The organism is Dyella tabacisoli (assembly GCF_003350925.1).
GTDB lineage: Bacteria > Pseudomonadota > Gammaproteobacteria > Xanthomonadales > Rhodanobacteraceae > Dyella_C > Dyella_C tabacisoli.
The window spans coordinates 616,410-632,904 of the sequence record NZ_KZ857173.1 but is presented as its reverse complement, the minus strand read 5'-3'; the positions used below and the strand labels follow the sequence as shown (position 1 = coordinate 632,904).

Below are 16,495 nucleotides of genomic sequence, written 5' to 3'. Positions count from 1 at the left end.
GCCGCCCGAATGGGGGCCGGTCCATGCTCAGGTTTCGAGCTTAGGTTCCCGGCTTAGTCCGCCGAGTCGGCATCTTGCAGAAAGAGGGAGATTTTCACCCGTTTCTCGGTGCTGCGTACGCGTAACGTTCCCGCATAGATGAGAGCGATATCCCGGATGGTGTCGAGCCCCAGGCCGCTTGCACCGAGTCTCGGCGCCAGCCATTCCCACTCAATGCTCGTTGCCGGGTTGGTGGCGGCGTAGTGAGCGTCGACACCGTCAACCTGCAGCACAACCCAGCGCCTGTTTTGTGACTCGCAGCCCCTGATGGTCATGCGTACTTTGTTTGGATGGGCTTGCGTAACCAGGTACACAACAGCCTCGCAAGCAGCGCGATAAAGCGCCGCATGCAACCTCGGCGACATGCTGCTAAGGCCGCGCCCGAGGATTTCGCACTGGTAGCTGATTCCAATTTCGTCCAGCGTTCGAGCGATGCTCCCCGCACGTAGAGCCGCTGGCAGGCCGCGATCTCGCCAGGCAAGTGGATACATGCTGTCAGCGAGGCGATATATCCGTTGTTGGTTGGCAGTGGCCTGTCGATAGTGATTGCGAGAGTCCACTGCTGGCAGCAGGTAACGCAGTTGTCCCAACAGTTGGTTGTGCGCCTCTTGGACGGATGCGCCGATATGATCGAGCGCAAACGATGCCTGCCGCAGCCGCATTTCACTCAGAAAGAAACCTTGTTGGGCGATCTCCAAGGCGCGCTTGCTATCGATTTGCGAGGCCTGTTCGCGCTTATTCTGCGCGGCGATGCGCGAGCCCAGTAACAGGAAAGACGTGATGGCCAGCGCCATGAGCGCTTGTGCTTGGATAACCGAAGGGTCGCGCTTCGCCACCATCGTAAGAATGATGCCGACGCTGGCGACAAAACCGCCGAGTGCGGCCCCATGCCAGCCGTGCCGTAACGCAAGCGCTGCGACGGGGATGAACATGGCAATACGCGCCACCTGTCGTGCGTCACCTGCCGCATCTGCACCCAGCCACGTCAATAGTGCAATCACCGGCACAGTGAGGAAGACGAATTCCATCGCCAGACGGCTCGTGGAGAGCTGCTGTAGCAACGTATGCGGTCGTGCCGTGCCTAGCGTTTCCCAAGCCATCAGCGCCAGCGGAGCGATTGCGAGAATGCCGAGGAAGTTACCTAGCAGGTAGCGGCTGGCTAAATTGCTGGTGACACTCGGTGTCTCTCCCGGTGGTGCATGCATGAGGCCCACAGACAACAGGAAAACGCCGCTCCAGATGATCGACACGATCAGCGAGCATTGAAGAAAAGCTCCGATATCCACCGACTGCTTTCCATCGATCTGCTTCCTGTCCAAAAAGGGCTGACGCTGGCGGAACCAGTGAACCACCGGCATCACGACCATGACAGGCGGAAGCATGTTGAAGGCAGCCCACGCGGTGCCGTACAACTCAAGGCATTGAATGCTCGTATAGGCCAGCGGAAGGACTTCGCCTAACACGACGGCGGGCCAGTAGCGGTAAGGCAGAAACATCAGCCAAACCAGACGCAACCCAGCCAAGGGAATCCAATGAGAAAAAGAAACGCTGCGAAAAAGTGAATAGCTCAGCGCATAGCCAGCAACGACAGCAAGAAAGCGCAGCAAGAATCCTCCGCCTGGTCCCTTTTGCATATCACTGCTACCCCTTAGAACTTGATTACCACGTCACTGCTTACTCCCCAGCGCCAACGTTACTAGATATCGGATCCCTACCACATGAAGGTGATGTGAAGGTGTCACCTGCTCTCTATCCATGTTTCAGGCGCGCAGGCGGCCCTTCTATGGCCACAAAGGCTGCGCATGCGTTTCGGCCTTTCTGGCTATTTGAAGTGTCCGATTGAGGTATTTGCTGCTTGTGTTTTGCGTGGGCATTGAGGCTGATTCAGCCGTCGCAAGCCGAGGCCGCTGATCTTTGATGGTGGCGGGCAAGGGAGTAACCTTGCCCGCCACCTTTTATGGAGAGATGCCGTGCGTTGGATGCTTGTCGTTATATCGTGCTCGCTGCTTATGGTTGGCATGGCTCACGCCGGTGCGATGGCTCCCGCCAAAGACGGTGTCGAGGTTGCGGCAGGCTCTGCGTTGCGTCAGCAGATCAACACCACGCTGCATGCATTGGATCCGCGCGACGTTGGCAAGTATGTGTACAGGTCCATGTGGGTATCGGACCGCTACGTCTATGCTTGTTACCTGATACAGGATAAGAACAGCCAGTACTTGCGCACCGACGAGGCGCTCGATCTGTCTCGCCGTATTCTGAAAAAGCAGGGCAATGCCTGGGTGCTTGCGGCACAGCTCGATGGATTCGCAGCTACCAAGGAAGCGACCGAGTGCAATCTCGTTTTCGACGGCTCGATCGATAACGAACTGCTAGAGCGTGTCATTCGCGCTTATCCGCCGCAGGCTTGAGCATGAGTGTCGACGTCCGCCCGCTAGCGGTCTTCTTGATGGGGCCGACGGCATCGGGCAAGACGGCGCTTGCGTGTGCTTTGGCCGATCGTTTTCCAATGGGTTTGATTAGTGTCGACTCGGCCCTGGTCTATCGCGGCATGGACATCGGCACGGCCAAGCCCGATGCGGCGACGCTGGCGCGTTATCCGCACGCGCTGATCGACATCCGCGATCCGGCCCAGCCGTACTCGGCGGCTGATTTTCGTGCCGACGCCCTTGCCGCCATGGAGCGCGTCCATAACGCAGGGCAGGTGCCTTTACTGGTTGGCGGCACCGGCCTGTACTTTCGTGCGCTGCAACGCGGTCTGTCGCGATTGCCTGAAGCCGACCCGGCACTGCGCGCCCGGCTAGCCGCTGAGGCGGGGCAGGTGGGATGGGGGGCGATGCACCAGCGATTGGCCGCCCTGGACCCTGTGGCAGCCGAACGTATCAAGCCAGGCGACGTACAGCGCTTACAACGCGCCTTAGAGGTGATCGAGCTGACGGGGCGCCCGCTGAGCGAGCAGCAGCAAGGGGGCAGTGGCGAGCGGTTTCCCTGGCGCGTGCTGAAACTGGCGTTGTTGCCCGGCGACCGTGCTCCCTTGCACGAGCGTATCGCCCAGCGATTCGACACCATGTTGGCGGATGGTTTTCTCGACGAGGTGCGTGCCTTGCGTGAGCGCGGGGATTTACATGCCGACTTGCCGGCGATCCGGGCAGTGGGCTATCGCCAGGCCTGGGAGCATCTGGAAGGGCAGATCGATGCCGCGACTTTTCGCGACAAAGGCGTGTTCGCCACGAGGCAGTTGGCCAAGCGGCAGATCACCTGGCTGCGTAGCGAACTCGACGCGCGGGTGTTCGATCCCGATCGAGTGAATTTGCGAGAGCAGGCCGAGGATGCCTTGCAAGGGTTCCTGCAGCCTGTTCGACAGCGTTGAGTCGCCGTTTCCGCTGCCAATGGATCGGGTGGGCCATTGAACCGGCTCGCAGGCACCCCCACCTGAAATAACGGCAAGCATCTCGTGTCTAGTTGAGGTGAAGGCGGTTGCGGAGTTTCGAAAGAGTGAAAGTGCTCTTTCATCAAGAATTTAAAAGCGGTTAATATTCCTTCGCCTTGGGTCGGGGCGCGTTGCGCGTCTTTTATCCGACCCGTTCGCTGCGAGGGGAGAAAAACAAATGTCCAAAGGGCAGACTTTGCAAGATCCATTTCTTAACGCATTGCGTCGCGAGCGCGTCCCAGTGGCCATTTACCTGGTCAACGGCATCAAGCTGCAGGGGACGATCGAGTCGTTCGACCAGTTTGTAGTGCTATTGCGCAACCAGGTAAGCCAGATGGTTTACAAGCACGCTATTTCCACCGTGGTACCCAGCCGCAACGTACGCGTCGGCAATGGCCATGATGGCCACACTGAAGCCACGGTCGCACCGGCCGAGGCAGAGGTCTGATTTTCTTGAGGTTGATCCACTCTGTTTGATAGACAAAAGAAAGGCGAACGTGCCGTACTCGTCCTCCCGCATTCGCGCGGAGAGGGCGATGCGGTGCGCCGAGCCGAAGAATTCGCCGAGCTAGCCAAGTCCGCTGGCGCCGAGATACTGGGCAGCATCGCCGCTCGCGTCGAAGACCCCAACCCCCGCTATTACATCGGCACCGGCAAGGCCGACGAGGTGGCCGAGGCCGCGCGGGCGCTAGAGGCTGACGTGGTGCTGGTCGACCACCTGCTCACGCCGGTGCAAGAGCGCAATCTCGAGAAGCTGCTCAACATCCGCGTGGTCGATCGCGCGGGGCTCATCCTGGATATCTTTGCCCAGCGTGCGCGTTCGCACGAGGGCAAGCTGGAGGTGGAGTTGGCCCAGCTCAAGCACATCGCCACACGGCTGGTGCGCGGCTGGACCCATCTCGATACCCAGCGCGGCGGTGCCATCGGCAACCGTGGCCCAGGTGAGACCCAGCTTGAATTGGACCGCCGCCTGCTCGCCGAGCGGGTCAAGATGCTGACCAAACGGCTGGAAAAAGTGCAGACCCAGCGCGGTCAGCAACGACGCTCGCGCATGCGCAATACGGTGCCGCGGGTGGCCTTGGTGGGCTACACCAACGCCGGTAAGTCGACCTTATTCAATGCGTTGACCACCGGCGACGTCTACGCCGCCGATCAATTGTTCGCCACGCTCGATCCCACCGTGCGCAAGCTGGAGGATCTCAGTTGCGGCCCGGCGGTGCTGGCCGATACCGTCGGTTTTATCCGCGAGCTGCCGCACGACCTGGTTGCCGCCTTCCGCGGCACCTTGATCGAGGCGCGCGATGCCGACTTGCTGCTGCATGTCTGCGACGCCGCCGATGACGAGCGCGAGCGCCTGCACCGCGTCGTCGACAAGGTGCTGGAGGAGATCGACGCCGGCGACCTGCCGCAGTTGCAAATCATGAACAAGATCGACCTGGCCGGTACCGAGCCGCGCATCGACCGCGATGCCGAGGGGCGGCCGCAGCGGGTGTGGCTATCGGCCGCACGTGGCCTCGGTATCGACCTGCTGCGGCAGGCGCTGGGCGAATTGCTCGGCGGTGACCGGGTGCAGTCCCCGTTGCACCTGCCGTTGTCGGCCGGTCGCCTGCATTCACGGCTTAAGGCGGCCGGTGCGATTGTCGGCGAAGCGGTAGACGAGCACGGTTGGCAACTGGATATCGACGCCCCGCGCAGCGTGCTTGCCCCACTGAGCGGCGGCAATGCGACCGAGGCCGAGCTGCTGCGCGAATTGCTCGGTCCTGTCGAATAGGCTGAATAGGCTCGGACGCTTTCGGCGAGCTCTGCTAGAATCCCCGATGTTTGTGCGGGCAATTGCGTCAGCGGGGCGCTCTTGCCAGATACGCGACATGACACCATGTGTTATCCCGTTCAACGCATCCCCGGCCGATGTTGCCGGCCTCCCTGCGGCCTCAAGGAGACTGACCATGGCCTGGAACGAACCCGGTAATAACGGGCAGCGCGACCCCTGGAACAAGCAGCGCCAGAATGGCAGCAAGCCGAACTTTGAGGATCTGCTCAAGCAGCTCAAGGCACGTTTGGGCAAGTTTGGCGGTGGTTCCGGCGGCATTTTCACCATCGTGCTGGCTTTGTTGCTGGCCTGGCTGCTGCTTAGCAGCTACACCATCGTCGATGCCCGCCAGTCGGGCGTGGTGCTGCGCTTTGGTCAATACGCGCGCACTTTGGGGCCTGGCTTCCACTTCAAGCTGCCCCGGCCCATCGAGACGGTGACCAAGATCGGCACCACCGAGATTCGCTCGGTCAACGACAAGGTGAGCATGCTGACCAGCGATGAAAACATCATTGCGGTCGATTTCAACGTGCAGTACCAGGTTTCCGACGCACGCAAATTTCTGTTCTCCACCCGTGACCCCGAGGACACCCTCAAGCAGGCCGCCGAAGCCGCCGTGCGCTCGGTGGTCGGCGCCAACGTGATGGATAACATCCTCACCAGCCCTGGCGAGCAGCCGGTTGTGGCGATGCCGGCCGTTGCGGCATCAGGCGGAGCCACCGCGCACGTGCCTGCCCCCGTGCCGGCACAGACGCGCGACACCTTGCAGCAGCAAACCCGCGAAATTCTGCAAACCACGCTGGACGGCTACGACTCGGGCTTGATGATTACCGACGTCAGCTTCCAGAACGTCGCGCCGCCGCAGGACGTCAAAGACGCCTTCGACGACGTCAACTCCGCGCGCGAAGACAAGCAGGGTACCGAGAACAAGGCTCGCGCCTATGCCAGCCAGGTCGTGCCAGTGGCACGGGGTGAGGCCGCACGCATCTCGGCCCAGGCACAAGGCTATAGCGCCGAGCGCGTGGCCCGCGCCACCGGCGACGCTTCACGCTTCAATCTCATCCTCAAGGAATACCGCGCCGCGCCGGAGGTTACCCGCCGCCGCCTGTGGCTGGAAACCGTCGAAGACGTGATGTCGAACAACCCCAAAGTGCTGGACGGCAGCGGTGGCCGCAACATGATCTACCTGCCGCTCGATCGCCAGGGGGCAGGTGCAGTGAAGGATCTGCCCGGCGTCACCATGCAGGGCGCGCCTGCCACGGATGCCTCGACCGGCAAGGATAAACAGCCATGAAATACATCTCCGGTATTCTCGTCGTGCTGGCCGTATTGCTCGGCTTCAACAGCATGTTCATCGTTCACGAAGGCGAAACTGCCTTGGTGATGCAGTTCGGCAAAATCGTGCGCACGGGTGACAAACCCGGCCTGCATTTCAAAGTACCGCTGATCCAGCAAAGCCAGTTGTTCGACAATCGCATCCTGACCCTCGAAGCCCAGCCGGAGCGTTACTTCAGCTCCGAGAAAAAGAGCGTCGACGTCGACTTCTACGTGAAATGGCGCATTGCCGACAACGCGGCCTACTACCGCGCCACGGCCGGCGCCGAGTTGCAAGCGGCGAATCGGCTGACCCCCATCGTCAAAGACGCCCTGCGTTTCGAATTCAATGCGCGCACGCTGCAAGAGCTGATCGCCGGTGGCCGCAAAGACATTACCGAGCGCGTGCGCAAACAAACCGATGCGGCTGCACGCAAGAGCCTGGGCATTACCGTGGTCGACGTGCGCATCAAGCGTATCGATCTACCCAAGGAGGTCAGCGAGTCGGTTTATAAGCGCATGCGCTCCGAGCGTTTGCAACTCGCTAACGAGTTGCGCTCCACCGGCCAGCAAGCCGCCGAGACGATCCAGGCCGATGCCGACCGTCAACGCACCGTGCTGATCGCCGATGCCGAGCGCGACGCCGCCTCCGTACGCGGTTCGGGCGATGCGCAGGCCGCAGCGATTTACGCGCAAGCTTACGGACAAGATCCCGAGTTCTTCGCCTTCTATCGCAGCCAGTCCGCTTACAAAAAATCGTTTGAAGACGGCAAGGGCGTACTCGTACTCAAGCCGGATTCCGAGTTCCTGCGCTACTTCAACGACAGCGCCGGCAAGCGATAAACCAGATTGACCCCTCTCCTGCGTGCGGGAGAGGTAAAACCGATGGGCTCCTCCCACTGCTTGCAGGGGAGGTTGGGAGGGGGAAATACCCTTGCCTCTGTCCAACCCTCCCGGCAAGCAGGGGAGGGTGTCCATCAAGACGAATTCAAAACACGAGACAACATCATGGGCAAGTCAGTCGTAATTCTCGGCGCGCAATGGGGCGACGAAGGCAAGGGCAAGATCGTCGATCTGCTGACCGAGCGCGTCGGCGCGGTAGCCCGCTTCCAGGGCGGCCATAACGCCGGCCACACCTTGGTCATCAAGGGCAAAAAGACCGTATTGCACCTGATTCCCTCGGGCATTCTGCGCGACGACGCGCTGTGCCTGATCGGCAACGGCGTGGTGCTGTCCCCCGCGGCGCTGATGCAGGAAATCGCCGAGCTGGAAGGCAACGGCGTCGACGTGCGTTCGCGTCTCAAAATCAGCCCGGCCACACCGCTTATCATGCCGTACCACATCGCTGTCGATAAGGCGCGCGAGATCGCCGCCGGCGGCAAGGCCATCGGCACCACCGGTCGCGGTATTGGCCCGGCCTACGAAGACAAAGTCGCTCGTCGCGGTATTCGCGTCGCCGACCTGATGTACCCGCACGAGCTGCCCGCCCAACTGAAAGAAGTGGTCGAGTACCACAACTTCGTACTCACCCAGTGGCTCAAGGCTGCGCCGGTCGACTACCAGCAGGTACTCGATGAAGCGCTGACCTGGGGCGAGTACCTGCGCCCGATGGTCGACGACGTCGCCACCATCCTGCACGACATCCGCAAAGAGGGCGGCAACATCCTGTTCGAAGGTGCGCAAGGCGCGCTGCTCGATATCGACCACGGCACCTATCCCTACGTCACCTCGTCCAACACGACCGTCGGTGGCGCACTGGCCGGCACCGGCGTAGGCGCAGGCGATATCGACTACGTGCTCGGCATCTGCAAAGCCTATGCAACCCGCGTCGGCGGCGGTCCGTTCCCCACCGAACTCAACGACGAGATGGGTGAGCTGCTACGCAAGAAAGGCAACGAGTACGGCGCCAGCACCGGCCGTCCGCGTCGTTGCGGCTGGATCGACCTGGTCGCGCTCAAGCGCGCCGTGCAAATCAACGGCATCAGCGGCCTGGCCATCACCAAGCTCGACGTACTCGACGGCCTGCCCACCATCAAGGTCTGCATCGCCTATGAATACCGCGGCAAACGTCGCGAACTGGCGCCGCTGGACGCTGACGGCTGGGCCGAGTGCAAGCCGGTTTATCTGGATTTCCCCGGCTGGGAAGAATCCACCGCCGGTATCCGCGACTGGAACAAGCTGCCGGCCGCTGCGCGCGCGTATCTGCGTGCGGTAGAGGAGTTGTCGGGTTGCCGTCTGGCGCTGGTGGCTACCGGTGCCGATCGTGAGGACACGATTGTGCTGGACGATCCATTCGCCTGATAGCGATCAATGGTCAAGCAAAAAGCCCCGCATCGCGGGGCTTTTTGTTTTCGGGTCAGAGGAAACACGAATACCCTGGTGTAATTTTCCCGATCGGGAAAATTTTATTTAAGCGAGCCTGATGTCGACCTCATTTCCCTTATCAGGATTGAGTCAGGCGATCCCTATCGAAATCGACATGATTGGGCATGCCATTCGCTAGGCGCGTCGCCACCACGGCTTGACGCAGCCCATACGCGATTACCGCAGCGGCAATCGTCTTTACTGTTCTTGCAGCGCTGCCACTTGAAGGCGTAGTGCTTCATTCTCCGCAGTCAGTTCGGCGACGCGCGCACGTAGCATGTGCAGCTCGTCGTCTTCGGCCATACCCTCGGATGCCGGTTCTTTGCGTGGCTTGCGCTTGGACTCGCGCACACGCTTGGCGGCTTGCTTGAGTTCGTCGCCGCCTGCCATCGCGGCAGCGCGCTGTTCTTCGGCAGGTAGCGTCGCCACGGCTGCGGCGGCATTGATCGATATGGTGCCGGACTTCACGGCCGCGACAACTTCGGGGGCTGCCTGCTTTTGAATCTTCTCGATCAACACAACCTGGTTGCTGCTTAAGCGTGCTTCGCGGGCGATCGCTTCGCGGTTTTTCAGTGGCGTGGGTGGCGGTGCATCAGCGGCCGTGCTTTCCACTTGATCGTCGGATGCTGTTGGTGCCATTTGCGCGGCGGCCTCTGGCTCCGGTGCGCGGGCTTGCCGTTCGGCGAGAATCTCGCGCTTGCGCAGCGCCAGCACGCCGCGTTGAAAATCGGACACGCTGCGCCGCCCCAGATGTTGGTTAATCATCCACAGATGCACGTCTTCGATAGAGCTGAAGTGGGTGTGCTGCACGGTCTGGAACGGCAGATCGTGCTTGCGGCAGATGCCGTAGCGGTTGTGGCCATCCACGAGGATGTTGTCCCATAGCACCAGGGCGTCGCGGCAGCCTTCGGTAAGGATGCTGCGCTCCAGCGCCTCATGCTCATCGGCGGTCAGCGGGTCGATATAGGCCTTGAGTTCTTCGTTGACGACAATATCCATAGTGCAATCCAGCGAGCTGCAAAAAGGGCAGCATTGTAGAGAACGCGCGCTTCGCGTGCGCTCTTGATGTGACCCGGCACCGACGCTGTTTCGCCCTGGCTCGATCTCCAAGACGTTTATGTGGACCGGGGTGATGCAATGGGTCGAGCAAGGCAAGCTGGACCTCGATCAAGACGTGACCATCCCGCCGTGCGAAGGCAAACCGATTACCCTGCACGAGTTGGTGACGCATACGGCAGACTTTGAAGAGACCGCCAAGAATCTGTGCGCCGCGAGCCCGAAGCAGCAGAGCCAACATCGGCAATCATTTCGACGGCAAGGTTCGCGTGGTGCCGTTTTTTGACATCCTGGCGGTTGTCGGTACTTTCGCGGTAGCGGCCAGTGCACGCCATGCGTGGCGCGAGCCTGGGCATCTATGGCGCAAGCTCAACAGCGCGGCATTGCTGCTTGCCTGCTTTGCGGCTATCTGGGTTGCCTTTTCATTGCATTTGCTGAGCCCGCACCTGAACTATTGATGCGCCAGCGCGTAAGCGATCTGCGCAAAGTACGGTCGCTCTATGGCTCTTTACCCAATGAAAGGGCGAAAACTTGCGGTGGTTCTATCTGACCCCGGTCGACCCCGAGGCCGGTGAGGTACATCAGTTGCCTCTGCCATGACTTTCGGCGGTGTTTCGGCAGTGCCGTTGGCAGTCACCATCCGCGGGTCAACGTTCGTTCTTTTGCTGTCCGCGCTTGCGCGTCAGTTTCTGGCCTGTTGGGCCGCTACTTGTTATGAGGGGATGTCATGCGTCGTTATCTGGTTACCGCAATTGCCTTGGCACTTGCCGGCGTGTCTATGGCGGCTGTGGCCGATGCGCCCAAAGCGTCCACCGCCGTGCTCACCACCACCCAGTTGCCGCGCAGCGTACGGCCTACGCATTACGACGTATCAGTGACGCCGCATGCCGAGTCGCTGAGCTTTGACGGCAAGGTGGGGGTCAATATCGAGGTATTGCAACCCACGACCAGCATCACCCTCAACGCCATCGACATGAAGTTTTCGGGGGTGAGCCTGATGCCCGTGGGCGGCAAGAAGGTCATGTACTCCGCGCCGAAAGTGACGGTGGATGCGGCCGCGCAGACGGCGACATTTACCTGGGCGCAGCCGATTGCCCCAGGCAGCTATCAGCTTTCGATGACTTACACCGGCAAGATCGGCACCCAGGCCAATGGCTTGTTTGTGATCGATTACGACACCAAGGCCGGCAACAAGCGCGCGCTGTATACGCAGTTTGAGAATTCCGATGCGCGCCGTTTCATTCCGTCATGGGACGAGCCTGCGTATAAGGCAACCTTCACGCTGGAGGCCACGGTACCGGCCGAGCAGATGGCTGTAAGCAATATGCCGGTGGCGCAGAAGACGGATCTGGGCGGCGGTTTGGCGCGGGTGCGCTTTGCGCCGTCGCCGAAGATGTCCACTTATCTGCTGTTCTTCGGGCTTGGCGAATTCGAGCGGGCCACCACGCAATCCGATGGCACCGAAATCGGCGTCATTACGCAGAAGGGGGCGGTGTCGCAGGCGACCTTTGCGCTGGATTCGGCCAAGGCGGTACTGCACGAATACAACGAATACTTTGGTACGCCATACCCGTTGCCCAAGCTCGACAATATCGCCTCGCCCGGACGCAGCCAGTTCTTCGGCGCGATGGAGAACTGGGGCGCCATCTACACTTTTGAATATGCCCTGCTGCTGGACCCCTCGATCTCGACCCAGGCCGACAAAGAGGAGGTGTTCTCCATTGCCGCACATGAGATGGCGCACCAGTGGTTTGGCGACTTGGTGACCATGCGTTGGTGGGATGATCTGTGGCTCAACGAAGGCTTTGCGTCGTGGATGGCTGCGCGCACCACCGAGAAGCTACACCCGGAATGGAACACCGCGTTGTCGGCGGTGGATGTGCGTGAAGGCGCCATGGAGCGCGATGCCATTGCCACCACGCATCCGGTGGTGCAGCACGTAGAGACAGTAGAGCAGGCCAGTCAGGCTTTTGATGCCATCACCTATTCCAAGGGTGAGGCGGTCATCCGCATGCTTGAGGGTTATGTAGGTGCCGATACATGGCGCGAGGGCGTGCGCCGTTATATGAAGGCGCACGCCTACAGCAATACGGTATCCGACGATTTGTGGCGCGAAGTGGAGGCTACTGCGGGCAAGCCGGTTACCGCCATTGCCCACGACTTCACTTTGCAGCCGGGCGTGCCGATGATTCGTGTCGAAGCGGCGGCTTGCACGGCCGGCAAGACGACGCTGACGCTGGCGCAGGGCGAGTTCACCAAAGATCGCCCGAACAAAAAGCCGTTGTCGTGGCGGGTGCCGGTGATTGCACAAGCTGTTGGCGCGACCTCACCGGTAAGCACGCTAGTGAGTGGCGGGCATGCCACGCTCGATGTGCCCGGCTGTGGTCCGGTCATCGTCAATGCCGGTCAAAGCGGTTATTACCGCACGCTGTATGCGCCGGCTCAGTTCGCGGCGATCAAGGACAGCTACGCCAAGATCGCACCGATCGACCAGCTTGGCTTGTCGGGCGATACCTGGGCGCTGGGCATGGCCGGATTGCAGCCGGTGTCGGATTACCTGGATCTGGTCAAGGCGACCTCGATCGATGCTGACCCGCAGATCTGGGGCGACATTGCCGGAAAACTGGCAAGCCTTGACAGTTACTACGATGGCGATGCCACGCGACAGACGGCATTTCGCAAGTTCGCCATTGCGCGACTGGGGCCGGTGTTCATTCGCATTGGCTGGCAGGAGCGCCCGGATGAAGCTACGTCGGTAAAGATTCTGCGCATCGAGCTAATCGGGGCACTCAGCAAGCTGGGTGATCCGGCCGTAGTGCAGGAATCGTTGCGCCGCTATAAGGCTCAGGCTAGCGATCCCAAAGCGTTGCCTGCCGCGCTGCGTAAATCCATTCTTGCGGTGGTCGCGCGTCATGCGGATGCCGCGACCTGGGATCAGTTGCATGCTGAGGCGAAGGTCGAAAAGACTCCGCTGGTCAAGGACGAGCTGTATGGATTGCTCTCCATTGCCGAAGACAAGGCATTGGCTCAGCGGGCACTCGATCTGGCGCTGACCGATGAGCCAGGCGCCACCAACAGTTCAGGCATGATTTCCGGCGTTTCACGTTCGCATCCAGAGCTGGCTTTCGACTTTGCTACTGCGCACATCGATCAGGTCAACAAGAAAGTCGATTCGTCAGCAAGCAGTCGCTACTACCCGATGCTGGCCGCAACTTCGCTGGATCCGGCGATGATCGGCAAGGTCAAGGCTTACGCCGATGCCCATGTCGCGGCAGGTTCGCGGCGCGATGCCGAGACGGTCATGGCCAGCATTAAGTATCGTGTGCAGGTTCGCAACGAGCGCTTGCCGGTGGTCGACGCCTGGTTGAAGAAAAACGGCCACTGAGAAAGCGCTTCTCGAAGACTTCCGCCACGCCTCGTTCTATGTATCGGGGCTGGTGCGCAGGAGGTAAGACGCTCTCGGCATGAACAAAAAAGGCCCTGCATGTGCAGGGCCTTTTTGTTTGCTCGAATCGCCAGTAGAAGAGCGCACCTTGTAGCTGTCGACGTGACTTATGTGGATTGTGGGCGAGGTACTGCGAGCCGCTAGAGGTTCTTGGCGAATAGCGCTTTGGCCATTGCTATCGCTGCATCGTGTGTGCCGTCTTGCGGCAGCTTAAGTGCGCATAAAGGCTCTTCTTTCAAACCGGTCTCGGTGCAGTTGCCAAGAAAGTCATAGTGACCTACATCAGGCAGCGTCTTCAGCGTCGCATGCGGTAATAACCTGGCCGCGGTATCGCCGTTCGTACCCGGTAGTGCCACTTTGTCGGCATTGCCGAGAATAATGGCCACCGGCGTTTTCAATGCCTTCAGCGTGTCCGGTTCCAGCCCCTGGATCGGTCCCGGCGCCATGACGAATACGGCTTTGACCCCGGTGATGGAGTGATCGTCACCCGCGTGCGCAGTAAGTGCAGCCAGGGGCGCTGAATTCAGGGCCTGCTCTCGTGCGGCAAAAGTTACATCGGGCGCTTCTTTTTGCGGCAGGCAGGTCGGGTCGCTGGCATGCGTATGGCAAAACGTTTTGAATCGGTCGAGATTGAATCGTGCGCCAGCTGATACCAGTGCGGTGAATCCGCCCGCCGAAAAGCCGGCGACGCCCAAGCGATGCATATCAAGATGCGGCGCGATGAGCGGATCCTTCTGCACAGCGTTGATGGCGGCGCGCAAATCTTCCGGGCGCTCCCAGATCAAGGTGCCACCGGCCATCGTCATCGGGTCGCGACCGTTGTTGCCGGGATGATCGACGGCGACGACGACGTAACCTGCGCGGGCCATTGCAGTGCCGAACCAGCCCATCATGCGTGCGCTACCGCCGAAGCCATGCGACAGCAACACGACCGGGTGTTTTCCATCGGCGATGGCGGCATCGACCGCGGCACTGCCGGAGCGAAATGACGGGTGCCCTGGTGCGCCGATATCCAGCGGACTTTCGACCGCACCATCGACAGCGGGATACCAGACCGTGACGCGAAGCTGGTCGCGGTGTTCTGCATCGCGAATCGCTGCTGTTGGCGTGGTTGTCGTACGGTGCAGTTCGCCCACCGATGTAGCGTGCAACGAGCTGCATGCCAGTGCGAGTAACGCGACGCATGAAAAACCATTGCGCTTAAACATATTCACTCCCCCATCCTTTTCATCAAGGTTCTCATCAAGATTTCAGCGGTACCCAGATCTCGACCGTGCCAGTGCCGGTGTCGGCATTGAAGTCCGCGGCATAGCGCTCAAAGTCAGGTGCGTCGGCAACGTCCAGCCCGGATTCGGGTAGCCAGCTACCGGTGAATGTCTGCCAGGTGCGGCGGATCGCCGAGATATGGCCGCGATGTGTCGCCACGACGTAGTGGCGCGCAGGCAGCCGGATCGTGCTCCAGGCGGGATTCAAGCCAGAGAAGCTCGATACGTCGTAACCGGCGATGTATTCGTAACTGCCTTCGTCGTCGCTGTTGCAGAACACCCCGAAGGCGGTTTTTCCCGCGATCGAGAAGCCCTGTAGTGACAGCATGAGCCGTTGCCATTGCGCGGGAATGCCTTGCGTGGTGGCGTCGCTGTAGCGGCAACCCAGGCCGGCAACGAGCTGCGTAGGGCCGAGTTCGATCCGTGGCGTTTCTAGAGCGATGGTAGGCATGTCGGCGGCCCGCAGGGGATCTACCAGTACGAGGCCTGACACATGGCCCCGCTGCCGGAGTTCGTCGGGCGTGATGCCGAACTGGTCGCGAAACGCTCGGGTAAAGGCTTCGTGCGAGCCGTAGCCCGATGTCAGTGCCACATCGAGAATGTCCGAGGCGCCCGCGGCCAGCAGGTAAGCGGCTTCGGTAAGACGCCTGGCACGCATGTACCGCACGACTGACCACCCGGTCGTGGCCTGGAACAGGCGAGCGAGGTGGTAGGGCGACACGCAGGCAATGCGCGCGATATCGGCGAGCGACAAATCTTCGCGGAAGTGACTCTCGATGTACCAGAGCGCTTTTTCGGCAGCAGCCATAAGTGAAAGTGAGCGATTGGATTAGGCCGAATCAGCTTAATCGCGCCGGCACCGTGGCGCTTGATCGTTCTTGCTGTTGCCGAAGGATCACATCTGGATCTCGTCGATGGTTGGCGATTCACAAGCGATATGATGGCGCGCCAATGGTGCGAAGGGGTGGGTCATGGTTATCTCGCGCAAATTCAATCGAGTGCTGTGGGGTATAAGCCTGTGCTTATGGGGTGTTGCCGCCCAGGCTGCGGATATGGAGATCAAGGATCGGGCCGAGGTGACCGGTTATGGTTTCAACTGGCATGCCGATCCCGATACGGTGAAGTGCATCAAGATGACTCCTGCGCTCGTGGCGAGCTTCAAGTCTTGCATCCGTAGGGAGCAAGGCGACAGCCAAACCGGCACGATAAAATTTCAATGCGATGCCAGCGGCGACAAGTCGTATTTGATCGCCGCTACGCTCAAGCAGTGCCAGGATGCGAAAGACACCATGGCCGCCAATGCGCCTTAGCGATGGCGGTGTCTGCCATCAATCGCTTGGACTGGTGCAGGCCGCGTGCCGGCTGCCTTCGATGTGCAGCACTTCACCACGATCCTGCAGTGTGACGCTGGCGGTGTAATGCTCGGGGGAGTCGAAATCGACGCGGCCCTTGCCGTTGATCGGCGTGGCTCCGGGGCAAGTCACTATCCATGCGAGAGCGGTGCTGCTGCGATGCTGGTCGCTGCGTTGACATGACATATTCGGAACGGAGATATCTGCGAAGGCAATCCAGGGATCCATGTCTTCGGCCTCACAGTGCCAACGTATCGTTGGCTGCCCGGGTTGACCTTGCTTGACGATGTGGGTGACGGTTTTCCATAAGCCGGGCATGGCCTTGAAATCGCCGGGGTCGGCATGACCCGGCGAGCAGCTCAGGCCGAAGGCGATAAGCAGGGCAAGCGCAGCGCTGCTGATATTCACACGGTGATCCTGGGT

16 protein-coding genes are annotated in these 16,495 nt (G+C 60.6%); 11 read left to right on the top strand and 5 right to left on the bottom strand.

All coding sequences use genetic code 11. The features are described from left to right. Positions 1 to 53: 53 nt before the first annotated feature. On the bottom strand, positions 54 to 1,646 hold the full coding sequence (locus DVJ77_RS02595) for an MASE1 domain-containing protein (protein ID WP_162791339.1): 1,593 nt from the start codon (positions 1,644 to 1,646) through the stop codon (positions 54 to 56). A gap of 363 nt (positions 1,647 to 2,009) precedes the next feature. Between DVJ77_RS02595 and DVJ77_RS02590 the strand changes: the two genes are divergently transcribed. The 7 genes from DVJ77_RS02590 to DVJ77_RS02560 all read left to right on the top strand — a co-directional run bounded on the left by DVJ77_RS02590 (position 2,010) and on the right by DVJ77_RS02560 (position 8,891). After that, positions 2,010 to 2,447 carry a hypothetical protein gene (locus DVJ77_RS02590; RefSeq protein ID WP_162791338.1) on the top strand — a complete coding sequence of 146 codons (438 nt, stop codon included), beginning with the start codon at positions 2,010 to 2,012 and terminating at the stop codon, positions 2,445 to 2,447. Between the two features lie 2 nt (positions 2,448 to 2,449). Then, complete coding sequence (miaA, locus tag DVJ77_RS02585) at positions 2,450 to 3,406, top strand: tRNA (adenosine(37)-N6)-dimethylallyltransferase MiaA (RefSeq protein WP_114843875.1); 957 nt, start codon at positions 2,450 to 2,452, stop codon at positions 3,404 to 3,406. 238 nt (positions 3,407 to 3,644) lie between these two features. Continuing rightward, positions 3,645 to 3,914, top strand: a complete 270-nt coding sequence (gene hfq / locus DVJ77_RS02580) for an RNA chaperone Hfq (RefSeq protein ID WP_114843874.1) — start codon at positions 3,645 to 3,647, stop codon at positions 3,912 to 3,914. Positions 3,915 to 3,935: 21 nt separating this feature from the next. After that, on the top strand, positions 3,936 to 5,237 hold the full coding sequence (hflX, locus tag DVJ77_RS02575; protein ID WP_114843873.1) for a ribosome rescue GTPase HflX: 1,302 nt from the start codon (positions 3,936 to 3,938) through the stop codon (positions 5,235 to 5,237). Positions 5,238 to 5,412: 175 nt separating this feature from the next. Further along, positions 5,413 to 6,570: an FtsH protease activity modulator HflK gene (gene hflK, locus DVJ77_RS02570; RefSeq protein WP_114843872.1), complete on the top strand. Its 1,158-nt coding sequence runs from the start codon at positions 5,413 to 5,415 to the stop codon at positions 6,568 to 6,570. Next, entirely contained in the window at positions 6,567 to 7,433 is an 867-nt protein-coding gene (gene hflC / locus DVJ77_RS02565) for a protease modulator HflC (RefSeq protein ID WP_114843871.1), read from the top strand. The genes hflK and hflC overlap by 4 nt, the downstream gene beginning before the upstream one ends. A gap of 165 nt (positions 7,434 to 7,598) precedes the next feature. Beyond that, a complete protein-coding gene (locus DVJ77_RS02560) occupies positions 7,599 to 8,891 on the top strand; it encodes an adenylosuccinate synthase (RefSeq protein WP_114843870.1) in 1,293 nt (430 codons plus the stop codon). 261 nt (positions 8,892 to 9,152) lie between these two features. Here the strand turns inward: DVJ77_RS02560 and DVJ77_RS02555 are convergent, their stop codons facing one another. Further along, positions 9,153 to 9,953, bottom strand: coding sequence for a ParB N-terminal domain-containing protein (locus DVJ77_RS02555; RefSeq protein WP_114843869.1), 801 nt, complete (start codon positions 9,951 to 9,953; stop codon positions 9,153 to 9,155). Positions 9,954 to 10,086: 133 nt separating this feature from the next. Between DVJ77_RS02555 and DVJ77_RS02550 the strand changes: the two genes are divergently transcribed. The 3 genes from DVJ77_RS02550 (at position 10,087) to DVJ77_RS02540 (ending at position 13,395) form a co-directional block, all read left to right on the top strand. Beyond that, complete coding sequence (locus tag DVJ77_RS02550) at positions 10,087 to 10,296, top strand: hypothetical protein (protein WP_380037619.1); 210 nt, start codon at positions 10,087 to 10,089, stop codon at positions 10,294 to 10,296. Continuing rightward, on the top strand, positions 10,283 to 10,468 hold the full coding sequence (locus DVJ77_RS02545) for a hypothetical protein (protein ID WP_162791337.1): 186 nt from the start codon (positions 10,283 to 10,285) through the stop codon (positions 10,466 to 10,468). The genes DVJ77_RS02550 and DVJ77_RS02545 overlap by 14 nt, the downstream gene beginning before the upstream one ends. 269 nt (positions 10,469 to 10,737) lie before the next feature. Continuing rightward, positions 10,738 to 13,395 carry a M1 family metallopeptidase gene (locus DVJ77_RS02540; RefSeq protein WP_114843866.1) on the top strand — a complete coding sequence of 886 codons (2,658 nt, stop codon included), beginning with the start codon at positions 10,738 to 10,740 and terminating at the stop codon, positions 13,393 to 13,395. A gap of 200 nt (positions 13,396 to 13,595) precedes the next feature. On the opposite strand, the gene DVJ77_RS02535 is transcribed toward DVJ77_RS02540, so the two are convergent. Both DVJ77_RS02535 and DVJ77_RS02530 read right to left on the bottom strand, forming a co-directional pair. Then, entirely contained in the window at positions 13,596 to 14,663 is a 1,068-nt protein-coding gene (locus DVJ77_RS02535) for an alpha/beta hydrolase family protein (protein WP_114843865.1), read from the bottom strand. Positions 14,664 to 14,697: 34 nt separating this feature from the next. After that, entirely contained in the window at positions 14,698 to 15,528 is an 831-nt protein-coding gene (locus DVJ77_RS02530; protein WP_114843864.1) for an AraC family transcriptional regulator, read from the bottom strand. A gap of 163 nt (positions 15,529 to 15,691) precedes the next feature. On the opposite strand from DVJ77_RS02530, the gene DVJ77_RS02525 reads away from it, so the two are divergent. Then, positions 15,692 to 16,030 carry a hypothetical protein gene (locus DVJ77_RS02525; protein WP_162791336.1) on the top strand — a complete coding sequence of 113 codons (339 nt, stop codon included), beginning with the start codon at positions 15,692 to 15,694 and terminating at the stop codon, positions 16,028 to 16,030. An 18-nt stretch (positions 16,031 to 16,048) separates the two neighbouring features. On the opposite strand, the gene DVJ77_RS02520 is transcribed toward DVJ77_RS02525, so the two are convergent. Beyond that, positions 16,049 to 16,480: a DUF3617 domain-containing protein gene (locus tag DVJ77_RS02520; protein WP_162791335.1), complete on the bottom strand. Its 432-nt coding sequence runs from the start codon at positions 16,478 to 16,480 to the stop codon at positions 16,049 to 16,051. Between the last annotated feature and the right edge of the window lie 15 nt (positions 16,481 to 16,495).

Coding starts and splice junctions, on each gene's coding strand:
- DVJ77_RS02555 (WP_114843869.1), bottom strand. CDS start 9,953: ATGGATATTGTCGTCAACGAAGAACTCAAGGCCTATATCGACCCGCTG.
- DVJ77_RS02525 (WP_162791336.1), top strand. CDS start 15,692: ATGGTTATCTCGCGCAAATTCAATCGAGTGCTGTGGGGTATAAGCCTG.
- DVJ77_RS02530 (WP_114843864.1), bottom strand. CDS start 15,528: ATGGCTGCTGCCGAAAAAGCGCTCTGGTACATCGAGAGTCACTTCCGC.
- DVJ77_RS02550 (WP_380037619.1), top strand. CDS start 10,087: ATGCAATGGGTCGAGCAAGGCAAGCTGGACCTCGATCAAGACGTGACC.
- hflK (WP_114843872.1), top strand. CDS start 5,413: ATGGCCTGGAACGAACCCGGTAATAACGGGCAGCGCGACCCCTGGAAC.
- miaA (WP_114843875.1), top strand. CDS start 2,450: ATGAGTGTCGACGTCCGCCCGCTAGCGGTCTTCTTGATGGGGCCGACG.
- DVJ77_RS02540 (WP_114843866.1), top strand. CDS start 10,738: ATGCGTCGTTATCTGGTTACCGCAATTGCCTTGGCACTTGCCGGCGTG.
- hflC (WP_114843871.1), top strand. CDS start 6,567: ATGAAATACATCTCCGGTATTCTCGTCGTGCTGGCCGTATTGCTCGGC.
- hfq (WP_114843874.1), top strand. CDS start 3,645: ATGTCCAAAGGGCAGACTTTGCAAGATCCATTTCTTAACGCATTGCGT.
- DVJ77_RS02535 (WP_114843865.1), bottom strand. CDS start 14,663: ATGTTTAAGCGCAATGGTTTTTCATGCGTCGCGTTACTCGCACTGGCA.
- DVJ77_RS02560 (WP_114843870.1), top strand. CDS start 7,599: ATGGGCAAGTCAGTCGTAATTCTCGGCGCGCAATGGGGCGACGAAGGC.